The organism is Candidatus Amarolinea aalborgensis (assembly GCF_900491745.1).
In the GTDB taxonomy this organism is placed as follows: Bacteria; Chloroflexota; Anaerolineae; order SSC4; family Amarolineaceae; genus Amarolinea; species Amarolinea aalborgensis.
Map to the genome: position 1 here is coordinate 58,392 of NZ_UETR01000017.1, position 12,310 is coordinate 70,701.

A 12,310-nucleotide genomic window follows, 5' to 3' on the forward strand; every position below is an offset into this window, starting at 1 on the left:
CCACGCCAGTGCAAGTTGCCGACTTGCGCTGCGTCTTGGCGCATCAGGATTTCAAATGCGCGCTTCGGCGATATAGTCAGTCCGCTTCGGTTTCTATCCAAAGTATCTGCACGGACGCGTGGGGCAGAGGGGTCAGCAATGTCGAATATGTATCCCATGTTGATCGGAGGTTGAACCATGATGCAATTTCTGTGCTCCATGACGTGTATGCCCAGTAGGCCTGGGCGGCTCGGGTTGATTATTGGTGGCGTGATCGTCCTCTTTCTTGGTGCTTGTTGGCAGCCCCCCAGTGCCAGAGTACACACTGATGACCGACTCACTCCTATAGAAATGCCTTCAGTATCAGCAACTGACTCATTACCACGGCACCCTACAGCACCTCCAGACCCTACGTTAGCCGCTGTACCTGAGCCGTCTATCACTAACGTACCCACCGCACCTCTGCCACCCACCGTACCACTGACGTTGAGTTTGCCAGGTATTCTGTATGAATCAGGTGGTGAACCTTACTGGTTAGCGGTGAATGACAAATCACAACCTGTCGGTCCATCGGTGCGGGTACCGTTCGAGTTGCCCGCAGACGGACGCATCATGGAGATATCTCCTTCGCCAAACGGCAGTCGAGTGCTCTATCATGTTGTTATCAAAGGCCCTCCCGATAGTGAAAACTCGTCGGCTTATTACAGCTCTGTACCACCGAACGGGCCGGTCTACCCATCGCCTATCGAGGTACGTCCTCCGAAGCTCTGGGGTTGGCATTCGAACAATCAACAATTGGTTTATGGATGGTTTGACATCGCCCTCATTGATGTCAATACAGGCGACGTCAGCCTGGTAGTAGCCGATCTTGACACCTGGATTGGCGGCGCGCCCGTCGGCAATGCAGAACTCGATGGCCTGGCATTTTCACCCAACGGACAAGACCTCATAGCCTCTTTGGCTTTTGGCGGTGAAACCTGGCAGGTCTGGATGGCAAACGCGGATGGCTCCGGTCCTCGCAAGTTGTTCGATACCCACTCTGCTGTCTTTGATATTCACTGGTCATCTGATGGAACACAAATTGCCTTTGCGGGCAGCGGTTTGGAAGTCATGGATTCTGATGGCAAAAACCGGCGGACATTTAGCAACAAACCCTCCAGCGGATATGGTTTCGAGTCCAGATGGTCACCTGACAGTCGTTTCATCGCCTATACTGGCGCAGAAGTTTCTGGTCTTGATCCGTTTGTTGGAACCCGCGCCTATATTGTGGATATTGACACGGGTGAGGAGTGGCCGCTTGTTCCTGACAAGGTTGAGGGACGCGGTGAGATCCAACCTGCCTGGTCCGCAGATAGTCAACGGGTGATCTTCATCTCGACCCGGAGCGGCGCCTCTGAAATCTGGATGGCAAACCGTGATGGAACGCAGCTACAGCAACTAACCACGGATGGCAAAGAGAAGTCAGTCTCACCAGTTTGGATAGCTGACGGGGGACCAGAACCATGATGCATAAACTTGGCGCCTACTTCATGATGTATCTTCAATAATCCGGGGTAACCAGTTATGTTGGTTCCCAGGAAGCGCCGGAGTGACAGTTCGACGCTTTGCGCGGATGAGGTCGGCGAGATCAGGCATCAGCGCGACACGCGATCATGGATGTAGCGATAGATGCTGACGCCCAGCTTCTGGCTGACGGCCGTCAGAGTCATAGCAAACAGTCCTAGCGTTGACTTCATCGTGCGCTACGGGCCAAAGCTGACATCACGTTTGCGCGCTGGCGGGCACCAGTTCCGGGTTGTTGTGCAGGGGATTTCGGGATGGTCGAGACCAGCAAGAGGTTGGTCTTCGAACTTGGTCTTTCAATGCGCTCATCCGGCTTCGGTAGCCAGTCACCGTGGCGAACAAGGTATCGAACTTGGTCTCGAGTCGCTTTCTCGTCTGTGCTGGGCTGTTGATTTGTAGGTCAGCAGTTCGTCGTAGTATTTCCAGAACTGCTTGGTAAACTCGGTCAAGAGGTTGCGGAACGGCGGACTGCTCGGGTCAAGTTTCTTTGTAGTGGCGGCCTTCGTGAATCAACACAGCGCCAGTTGCTCAGTCACCCAGTTGAATTGGGGAGCGTCATCGCACAGCAGGAGTTTGACGACCGGAACTCCAATTGGGCATGGTAGGAGGCAACGGTCGCCGCTTCAAGATGTGCGACGCTGCTGCGGCCCCAGGGCCGGTGACGTTCGTCCAACAGAGCTTTGAACTGGCTTCACTCAAGTCCTGGTCTTGCGGCAGACCTTGTACGATGCGTACGGTGCGCTGCGCCAAGCCGAACACGTACAGAAACTGATGGCTTCGGCATTGACCCGGAAGGTACGGACGTGCAGATTACGCAGTACGTCCACAATGGTCAGCCGGTCTTTGTGGGCCGTCGTGAAGTACGCCGTATACAGCGGATTACATACCACATGACAATGCTCATTCTAGCCATTGACCCGTGCTGCCGTATCGTTCAGGTGTTGCTACGGGCTGCTGCGCAGTCCCGCTTCAGATGGCAGCCTCTCGGCGTGCAGGTCCGGCCAGTCTTTGATCAGCCAGTTCGACAACTCACCCCGCCGACAGTTGGATACCAACATTGGCGAAGAACCTATATCTTCGGCCTCGCCACGTTGCAGGAGCGAAATACTGCACCAACGCCAGCGCTTTGATCCCCGGCCCAAACTGTCCTGTAGCCCGGCGGCAGTGCCGCCAGATACACCCGTGCGCTCGCTCGGTGAGTAGTACTTCCTTTGCAGGGTACAGCACGTTGTCGGTGGATGACCACATCCGCACAACGCTGTCTTCGTAACCCTTGAACTCCGCATCGGCAGGCAGTTGCGTCTTATCAACCGTCAGCACTTCTTCGCGATCAATCGTGATCTTCGTCCGCTCTTCTGCCATGCCTGGTGGCTTGCGCCGCTCGGCCTCTGACGAGTGGTTTCTTATCTGCCCCAGGCGTCTTGCCACGCCGATTGGGCTTGATATCCGGCTTGCCTTGTTCACTCCTTCCGGTGGTTGTTCTCGTCGCGCAGTCGCTGCACCTCGGTTTGCAACTGGCGCACCGTCGCCTGAAGATCCTCAACCAAGTTCAGCAACCCAACGATGGCACGCTTGGCCTGCGCTACATCCTCGAGCTTCGATCCAGATGAAGCTGTTCGAACAACATAATCCCTCACCACTGCACGGGTCAGACTATTCAGCTCACGGCACCGGCACAACGACTCCGAGTAGCACGACTGACAGCCGCTTGTCTGATGATCATTGTCCTTGACACTGTACCAGTTCACTCCCCGGTTTATTGAGAAGATACTTCATGATCGCCTGTATCATGGGGATAACAGATGCGGGCGCTCCTCAATGACTTCCCATCGCTTGCCCACGAAATGCCCTACAACCAAGATGGGGAATTCACCCGATTGAATTCTCTGCCTGGTGGGTGTATCCTCTAGACAAGAAATCGCTCCGGCTGTCACCATCCACACGATTGAACGCACAGCCGCAACGAAGGATTATCAAGGGAGGATGACGGAGGACAACAATGGAAACACTACTGACCACACTGATTGTTGCAGGTATCGCCCTGTTGCGTTTTGGTCTACCCCTGCTGATCATTAGCCTGGTCGCTTTCTTGCTGCATCGCCTGGAAGCGCACTGGCAGATGGCGCCGTGTTGAGGTGAGAGACTTCCGAAGTCTTTGAGACTTCGGAAGTCTGGGGAGGCAATGATGACGACGTTCATGGATGTTCTGCTCGTGTTAGGGATGTTTTTGCTGCGCATCGGCGTGCCGTTGCTCATCACGCTGGCGTTGGGTTACGCGTTGAGTCGCCTGGACGCACGTTGGCAAGCTGAAGCGGACGCGGCGCGGCGGGCTGAGCAAGCAGCCCTGCGCCGCCAGCCGGCGCCCGGTTTGATCTGGCCCCGCCCCACGATGGCCGCCTCTGCCCTGACGACGGACATCGCGGGCGCTCCCTGTTGGAGTGTCAAGGGGTGTGGTGAGACGCAGCGCCAGGCCTGCCCGGCCTTTCGCCAGCCCACTTTGCCGTGCTGGATGGCCCGTTGGCGCACAGAGGGGGCAATTCCGAGCGGCTGCCCGGACTGCACCCTGTATCTCCCCTTTGCGCCATCCATGCCCACCGGCGATCGACCAGCCGTGGTTCACTGACAACCTCAGCGACATCGGATCAGTGGCGCCCGATGTCGTGCAGAAGCCTCCCTACAAATTCATCAGGGGTCGTGAGAGCTTGGAACCCTTCACACGACCCCTGATGTTTTGTCTCGATATGGTTTCGCGTGGCTGCGCTGTCAACTGCCACGCATGGGCGCCAGGCTCTTGGACAGAGCCAGTAAGCGCACCGATTTGCGCCCCAGCGCCACGCGACGCTGCTGCCCCGTGAACTCGAAACCCAACCGCCGCCAAAATTGCTGCACGCCGAACGCCTGACCGGCGACGTGCAGTTCGACCGCGCTGAACCCTTGCTGACGCAGCCAGCCCTCGATCAGGCGATAGGCCTGGCTTCCAAACCCCTGCCGCTGGCGGGCTTCACACACCAGCAGCAGTCCCAGGGTGACGATCTGCGGTTCAGGAAAACCGAGGCGCAGATCTAGCAGGCCAATCAGATCGGGCAACCCGGCTTCATCAGGCACAAAAAGACCAAGCCACAAGCGGCCTGGCTGGCGGGCCAGGTTGTCGAATTCGCGCTGCGCCTCATAGGCGGGCGCCGGCGCTCCCGTCATCAGCTCAAAATAGCCAGGCGTGGCCTCGTACACCGCCTGCACCGCAATCACGTCATCAGCGCCCAACGGTCGCAGCGAGACCGGTGTGCGCGCGGTCACAGCTCCTGCACCTGCGCGCGCAAGGCGCGCAGGTCAACGGCCGCCTGTATGAGACGACCCTCAATCTCACTCAGCTTGGTGCGCTCGGTGCGTACGAAACGTGTGTACGGCGCCATCGCCTCGCGGATGCGACGCACGGAGCGCCCCAGTTCTTGTTCGAATTCGGCGCTCAAAGACGCGGCCAGATTGCCGCGCAAGGTCTCCATCTTCGTCTTGAGGTCGGCTTTGGCCTTGCGCCGTCGCGCCGGCAAGATGTAAAGCCCCAACGCAGCCACCGCGCCCGCGGCCAGCACGCCGCTGACATCCGCCAGCGTGGTGTGCAGAATCACCACCAACACCGTGCCCAATCCCAGCGCACCCACCTCCGCAATAGCCGTCTGCGCGACCGCCATCTGCACGGAATCGGCGAGTTGACGCGCTTCGCCGATCCGGTCATAGCTCGCCACCACGTCGCGCGCGGCGCGGCCCACCGATGCCAGCAGCTCACGGCGATTGAACTCGAACTGCCCGCCCAGTTGCCCAACGATGCGATCCTGGTGCTGATCGGCGCGACGGTTGAGATACTCCATGACGCCCTGCCACTGCTTGAAATCACGCTCGACCAGCCAGTCAATCAACTCGCCCACCTGCACTTCGATCTCCTGCACTGCGCCGGCAATCACCTTCTCCTCGAACTCGCCTTTGACCTTGCTGGTGTTCACCAGATCGAACACGCGCCCCACGCGCACGGTGTCATCGAAAAACTCCATGCCGCGCGCCGACATCTCGTGCAGTACGTTATCCACGTGGCTGAGCTGATACTTGAAGTCGTGCCGCATCTCCTCTTCGTACGCGCCCAACTGGGTGTCAATCGTATCAATCGTGCGGAAGTCTTCGGTCAGCAGGCTCATGCGCGCCTGCGTGTTGGCCTGGTACTGCTCCTGCAAGCGCGCGGCCACGCCCAGCGGGTTCTCCAACTTCAGGCGCACGCGCTGGCGTTGATCGAGTGTGCCCAGGATGAACTCCTCCAGCGGGCCAAAGCGGCTGGCCTGCCAGAGTGCGCTGCGCTCGACGCCAGTCACGGTCTTGGCTTTCTGCGCCAGGCGCGCCGACACCGGAAAGATCTGCGGCCGGACGCCCAGCAGCGTTTGCGCGTTGTCCTCGACAAACTGCGTGATCTGCTGAATCTCATCCTCTTCCTCAAAAATGTCAATCTTGTTGATGACAATGACCACCTTCTTGCCCCAGTCACGGATGCGGCTCAGAAAGGTGCGCTCCGATTCTGAGAAGGGGCGGTCGGCCGAGGTGATGAAGAGCACCAGGTCGCTGCGCGGCACGAAGTCCTCGGTGATTTCCTGGTGGCGCTGGATGACCGCATTGGTGCCGGGCGTATCTACCACGTTGATCTCTTCCAGCCAGGCCACCGGCAGGGTCAACACTAGCACATCTTCCTCGCGCAGGGCCTGGGACTGCTCGGCGCCATAGCGCAGGACATTGATGCGATTGGTGGTCGGCGTCACCCCTTCGGCCAGCAGTTTCTGTCCTAGCAAGGCGTTGATGAAGGCCGACTTGCCGGCATTGAATTCACCCACCACGACCAGCAAGAACAGCTCTTCCAACTGGCGCAGGGCCAGCGCCAGGCGTCGTTCATCTTCGGGCGCGGCATCCAAGCGCGCCAGGGTGACGCGCAGGTCTTCGAGCAGCGTCCGTTCCTTTTGCAGCAGCTCGGCTTGTTGTTGATCGAGTAGGTTTCGTAACATGGCGTCTCCCTCTATTTGAACCCGCTGGCGGCAAACACGAGCTTGAGAATCCGCTCACGCTCGGCTGCGGTCGCCCAGCGCGGCTGCGCGTAATCTTCCAGGATCGTCGTCAGCAGCTCCGTTTGCAGCAAGCGGCCTTCATAGATCGTATGGCGTGGAATCAAGCCCTGGCGTACATTGTCGGCAAACATCTGATCGAAGAACAGGTTGCCCAGGCCATAAAGGATGATGCGCCGGCCGTCCTGGCTGAACTCCACGGCCTGCGGCTGATGCGCCTGCACCCCCGTGACGATGTCGGCGCCGTCGGCCAGCGTCGCGCGGAACTGAATTTGATTGTTATAGCTTGGCTCGTACTCGTAGGTTTCTTCCGCCTGATACTCCACCAGGATGACGTCGGCCCAGGGGCGAATGTCCGTGATGGATTGCTTCATCGTCGCCGGATCGTACACGCGGGCGCCGGGCGATTTGCTATCGGCCCAATTCCACTCTGGCCCAAAGCTGTTGGCGCCCAGGAAGGCCAGCTTGTTGCCATGATCGGTGATCGTCAACGGGCGGCTGGCTTCCACGTCGTTGCGACCGCCGCCATAATAGGGCAGCCCTTCCTTGTCGTACAGGTCCAGCGTGTACAGGAACGGTTCGATGCCGTAATCCAGCATGTGGTTGCCGGTCAGGCCGATGATGTCCGCGCCTACCAACTTGATCGCGGCCATGTACGCAGGTTTGCTGCACAGCACCAGCAGGTCTTTGATGGGCCGCGCTTCGCAGCCCGTGTAAAACGGGATTTCGTTGCTGATATGCGTGATGTCCGCGGCGCTCAGCACGTCGGCGATTTTGCGCGCGGGGAAGGCGGGGTCCCCGCGCTGCTCGATGGCGTACGCGGTGTTGCGGGCCATCGCCGTGACACCGGTCATAATCAGGCTGGTGATGTGGTCAGTGTGGCGGTTCGTCAACGGCGCCTGCATCGGCAAGGCGCGCGCCAGCGCCTGCGCCAGCCCGGCATCCCCGCTGATCCAGGTGCGCACCGCCAACGGATACTGCGCCAGCGGAAGATCGCGCGCCAGGATATTCAAGCCATCCACCGGCAGCGCGGCCATCTGCGGCATCAGCGCATCGAACGGCGCGATGGCGAGCGCGGTTTTTTCCTTCCACAGACGCGTCAGGAGATCCTCTGCTGTGACCACAGCCACGGTTGGCCCCGGCGGCCCCCACAGGCCCGTCAGCGCGCGGGCGGTCTCTTCGGTCACGAGCAGGACCTGCAAACCGTCGTCGGTGGGCTGGCCTTGCCATAAGCCCTGCAGCGACGCGCTGGCGATGCCGCTGCGCAGGGTGGCAAACCAATCGGCCGCCGCATAGACCTGTTCGGCCAGCAGAACAGCGTTGTCGCCCGCGCGCGGGCCGATAGTCAAGGTTGCCGTCGCCGTGTCGGTGATCAGGATGACGCCCTGCGCGGAGGCCCAAGCAACAATCTCCGTGCGCAGCGCGGCCGGCGCGCTGAGGTCAAGCGCCAGGGTTTTGGGCGGGATGGGTGTGCTCGTTGGCGTCGCCGTGGGCGTCGTGTTCGTGGGGGCGGCGGTTGGCGGCGCCGCGGCGGTTGCGGGGGCTGCGTCGGTTGTTGGACTGGCGGCCGCCGTGGGAGCCGCGGGCGATGGGCTGGGCTGGGAGCAAGCGCCCAACGCGATCAGCGCGCTGACGCCCAGGGCAAGCAGGAGTTTCGTGTGCAGTGGTTTCATGAGTCAGTTCAGACGATGCTGCGAATCTGCCCGCCGTCAACTTGTAGGGCAATGCCGGTGATGTAGCTCGCGCGGGCCGAGGCCAGGAAAACCACGGGCGCGGCGAATTCCTCTGGCTGAGCCATGCGGCGCAGCGGAATGTCATTGGCGATGGCGGCCGCGGCTTGCTCGCTGGTGATTCCCTGGCGGCGCGCGCGATCTTCCATCAAGTATTGCACGCGCTCGGTCTGCGTCCAGCCGGGGCAAACGCTGTTGACCAGGATGTTGTAGGGAGCGAGTTCATTGGACAAAGATTTGGTCAGCCCCAGGATGCCGGCGCGCAACGTGTTGGAGAGAATCAGGTTAGGCAGCGGCTGCTTGGCCGACAGGGAGGCGATCACGATGATGCGCCCGCCGCCGCGCGGCTTCATGTGTGGAATGGCGGCATGGATCAGGCGCACACTGCTCATCAGGTTGAGGCTGATGGCCTGCTGCCACTGCTCATCGCGCAACTCCTCGAAGAGGCCCGTGGGCGGCCCACCGGCATTGGCGATCAGGATATCCAGGCCGCCGAAATGGGCCGCAGCGGTGTCCACGGCGCGTTGGCAGGCCACAGGATAGGTGACATCGGCCGTGATCGGCAGCACTTCCGCGCCGGTTTCCTGGCGAATGCGCTCCGCCGCGGCTTTCAGCGGATCGGGCCGCCGGGCCAGGATGGCGACGCGTGCGCCTTCGGCGGCCAACAGCCTGGCGACGGCGAACCCCAGGCCGCTGCTGGCGCCGGCCACGCAGGCTACTTTGTCTTTCAGTCCAAGATCCATGGTTCCTCCTTCGTAGACGCCAAAACGTGCCCAAGATCGAGAGCCGAAGGCGTCCTTTCGTGTCTGCGCGACGCGCGTCGCGGCTGCCCTACAAAGACGCCAGCCCCCAATTCTCAGAACCGAGAACTGAAGGCTGGCGTTTCATGCTGGTGGAGATGGCGGGTATCGAACCCGCGTCCGAAACATTCGGCAGAAAGTCCCTACAAGCTTAGTCGTCATTTTGGAGCTTCGCTCGCCGGCCCACTAACGACAGCGTGCCATGCAAGCTAACCGATGAGTCTTAGGCCGGTTCTATCGGTGTTGAACCGGCAGCAGCCCTCCTGTGTGTGTCGGTGTATGAAGCGCCAGGCGGCGCCACGCCCCATACGCCGTCCTCTCTAGCGAGAGGAGAGTGGCCGCTTCCCTACTCGATTAGGCAGCGAGCGCCATTGCGGGCGCAGCAGCGAAACGAGGAGCGAAGTTGAAGGCCTTGCCAGTGTTGGCAGTTAGTGTTTTGCTCTTTGTTAACGAGGAGAGAGCGCCTCGGCTTGCGACTCGCAACCAGCCTGCCCCGTCGAAACCATTCATCCCCAAGACAGGCTTATTATAGCACAAGCGCGCCGGAGATCAAAACGACGGAGGTCAGCGGGGGTGCGTTTCAGGTTGCGGCATGTCAAAAAAGTTGAAAATTGCCTCTTGACAAAGCTGCGCGCGTCTGTTATAAAGTTAGCAACATCGTCCCGTCTCCCGGCTTCTGCGGCCGCCCAGGCTGTGGAAGCTGAAAGCGAGAGTCCACTCCCGCCTGAGACATCCTTCTGGCAGTCAGGAAACTCCCTGACCCCGCCCCGTTCCGTTCGCTGCATGAAAGGAGTCTGTTGTCATGACCCGTTGGCGTTTCTCATCGTTCCATCGCTCTTCAGGGCGCCTTCCTATCCCGCGTCCGCTGCTGGTCGTCCTTCTGCTGGTTGTCTGCAGCCTGCTGACCTCAGCGGCGGCTGCGGCTACCCCCCCCCGCCACAAATAAATACCACTGCTAACATCATACCGCCTGCCCCCAGCTCAAACCTCATCGCAGCGTCGCCGACAGCCACGCCAACGGTTGGAGCACCGCCCGGCTTGGAGTCGGACTGCAAGCCGACTCCCTCGGCCACCTCCTCGACGCCCTGTCTCGGCGTTGACTGCACACTAACGTCCACGGCGACGCCAATTGAGATCGCACCACCTTGCGGCGAATTTCGCAGTGTATGCGCGAGAATGTTCGTGCCATCCTCTTTCGTAGACATGTGGTCTTCTGTGCCCCTTCTGTGCCCCATATGAAAGGAGGAAGCCTATACGCCCGACGACAAGGTTCGTTTCCTCGTGGGCAATGGCCCTCGTGGCTTGGAAGTTTGATTGCCAGAAACAGAAGACGTGGCTGCACCTATGAGTTCACCACAATTGCTGAGCTAAAGAAGCTCAAAGATGGCGAGTACAAGTCGGGGATGCTTCCAGGGCGCCCCCGGCCCAACCACCAATATAGCCATGCACGGGGCGACACCGTGCGGCCAAAACCGGCGTGCCGAGCCGAATCAGAGATGTGTCTACACGCCAACAACACACATGGGAGACTAAGATGAATCGTATAAACGAGAGGATCATGATCGTCATCGTTGTCCTGACCCTCCTGGTCTTTGGCGGTCTACCTGCTGCTGCCCAGGCCCCTCAGGACAATCGTCCCACGGATTATCTCACGCCAGTCATCCTGTTCCCCGGCTGGGGTGGCACGCGGCTCGCTGTCCGCGTCCACAATCAGACCGTCGCGCCCGAGTGCCCCAGCTCCGGGACTTTTGAGTACACGTACTTGGGTTACCCCGGCGCCGAGTTCAGCCAAGTGTGCCGGGACAAACTATTGACTCTGGTGGTCCACCTGCAGTCGATGGGGACCACTGTCAGCTCGGCCCCGTGGTTCTCGGAGCAGCATGGCGTCAAGGTTGGAATCGCGAACTATGGCAGGACCGAAAGCACACCGTTGTACGATCCCCTTTTTGCGCGCCTGGAGCAGGCCGGCTATGTGCGTAATGTGAACATCAGGGTTGCCGGCTACGACTTCCGCTTGACGCCGGATATGGGTGGCTTCTTGGCGCGCACAACTCAGTTGATCGAGGAAACCTACCGTGAAAACGGCAACACGCCCGTGCACCTGGTGGGCCATTCGAACGGGCCGTTCTATGCACTATACCTGTTGACCCATACCTCACAGCAGTGGAAGCACACGTACATCCATGGTTTCACGCCCATTGCCGGCAATTGGCCGGGGCAGGGGGGGTTCTATCAGTATCTCTTCACAGGGTTTAACGTTTCCACGGGCACTTTCCCGACAAACTCGGTGAATGCAGCCAGCAGCGCAGCCATGTACGTGAGCCACCCTTCCACGTATATGACCATGGCCGACCCCGCCTACTTCGGTGGCCAGGAAGTGGTAATACGAAACGGGTCAACGGGCCAGAACTACACACCACAGGATTACCAGCAGTTGTTCGAGGATGCTGGGTTGGACCTGGCAAAGCAGATCGCGCCACACTATTTCGGCTTCGTCAAATTCTTGCCACCGTTCTTTCCCTATGTCGATGTCTACGCCGAGAAGGGATCCGGGATCCAGACGATTGTGGGTACACAGTTGCCGAATCTCCAGGTAGGCTAGGTTCTTGGCAATACGCCTATCTTTATCAGGAGGGATGGTGACGGGAACCAGGAGGATATCACAAACGACGCCGTCCTAGTGTGGCAGGCCATGCCCTGTTACCATTTTGAGTTCCATGACAACCCGGGAGTCGATCACATTTCCCTCGCTCTGAGTAGTCAGGTTGTTTGGAATCGTCTACTGATGCACCTGCAACAACCCAGGTCCCAATGCCGGCTGGAGTAACTCGATCTGGAGTAACTCTGTGCTCTGGCAGCCTTCGCCTGGCGCTAAATCGAGCAGAAGCGCACATGGCAGGCTGTCAATCCATGTTGAGATTTCCGTTGAGGATTAACTCATATGGATAGGCGTTTGGGGAATGCCAGACCGCAAGTGGCCTAACGCTGACATTTCGTTGTCTTCCCGGCGGCAAAACGACTGACTGCTCACAAAGACCTATCTGACTGTGAAGCCCAGGGTAGCCCCCTGCGTATGTAGATGCAAGCTCTCGCCACCCTGGGCTTCTTCATACCCGTCGCTAGAACGCTACAGCTTCGGCGCGACGCC

9 protein-coding genes and 1 other RNA gene are annotated in these 12,310 nt (G+C 59.7%); 4 read left to right on the forward strand and 6 right to left on the reverse strand.

What is annotated here, in order from left to right:
- Window positions 1-471 precede the first annotated feature (471 nt).
- Window positions 472-1,485, forward strand: a complete 1,014-nt coding sequence (locus ACPQ6D_RS17500; RefSeq protein WP_423225640.1) for a hypothetical protein — start codon at window positions 472-474, stop codon at window positions 1,483-1,485.
- A 1,086-nt stretch (window positions 1,486-2,571) separates the two neighbouring features.
- Here ACPQ6D_RS17500 and ACPQ6D_RS17505 read toward each other — a convergent pair.
- Window positions 2,572-3,006: a hypothetical protein gene (locus ACPQ6D_RS17505; protein WP_423225641.1), complete on the reverse strand. Its 435-nt coding sequence runs from the start codon at window positions 3,004-3,006 to the stop codon at window positions 2,572-2,574.
- Between the two features lie 535 nt (window positions 3,007-3,541).
- Between ACPQ6D_RS17505 and ACPQ6D_RS17510 the strand changes: the two genes are divergently transcribed.
- Complete coding sequence (locus tag ACPQ6D_RS17510) at window positions 3,542-3,676, forward strand: hypothetical protein (protein WP_423225642.1); 135 nt, start codon at window positions 3,542-3,544, stop codon at window positions 3,674-3,676.
- 48 nt (window positions 3,677-3,724) lie between these two features.
- The gene (locus ACPQ6D_RS17515; protein WP_423225643.1) at window positions 3,725-4,165 is read left to right on the forward strand and encodes a MerR family transcriptional regulator; all 441 of its coding nucleotides are present in this window, start codon (window positions 3,725-3,727) and stop codon (window positions 4,163-4,165) included.
- A 140-nt stretch (window positions 4,166-4,305) separates the two neighbouring features.
- On the opposite strand, the gene ACPQ6D_RS17520 is transcribed toward ACPQ6D_RS17515, so the two are convergent.
- The 5 genes from ACPQ6D_RS17520 to ssrA form a co-directional block, all read right to left on the reverse strand.
- Window positions 4,306-4,836 (reverse strand): GNAT family N-acetyltransferase, encoded by a 531-nt coding sequence (locus ACPQ6D_RS17520; RefSeq protein WP_423225644.1) that lies wholly within the window; start codon window positions 4,834-4,836, stop codon window positions 4,306-4,308.
- Window positions 4,833-6,575, reverse strand: a complete 1,743-nt coding sequence (locus ACPQ6D_RS17525) for a dynamin family protein (protein ID WP_423225645.1) — start codon at window positions 6,573-6,575, stop codon at window positions 4,833-4,835. Before ACPQ6D_RS17525 ends, ACPQ6D_RS17520 begins: the two co-directional genes overlap by 4 nt.
- Window positions 6,576-6,586: 11 nt before the next feature.
- Window positions 6,587-8,305, reverse strand: a complete 1,719-nt coding sequence (locus tag ACPQ6D_RS17530) for a CapA family protein (RefSeq protein WP_423225646.1) — start codon at window positions 8,303-8,305, stop codon at window positions 6,587-6,589.
- A gap of 8 nt (window positions 8,306-8,313) precedes the next feature.
- Window positions 8,314-9,105 (reverse strand): SDR family oxidoreductase, encoded by a 792-nt coding sequence (locus ACPQ6D_RS17535; RefSeq protein WP_423225647.1) that lies wholly within the window; start codon window positions 9,103-9,105, stop codon window positions 8,314-8,316.
- A gap of 147 nt (window positions 9,106-9,252) precedes the next feature.
- Window positions 9,253-9,676, reverse strand: a transfer-messenger RNA (tmRNA) gene (gene ssrA, locus ACPQ6D_RS17540).
- A 1,044-nt stretch (window positions 9,677-10,720) separates the two neighbouring features.
- On the opposite strand from ssrA, the gene ACPQ6D_RS17545 reads away from it, so the two are divergent.
- A complete protein-coding gene (locus ACPQ6D_RS17545; RefSeq protein WP_423225648.1) occupies window positions 10,721-11,764 on the forward strand; it encodes a lipase/acyltransferase domain-containing protein in 1,044 nt (347 codons plus the stop codon).
- Window positions 11,765-12,310 lie beyond the last annotated feature (546 nt).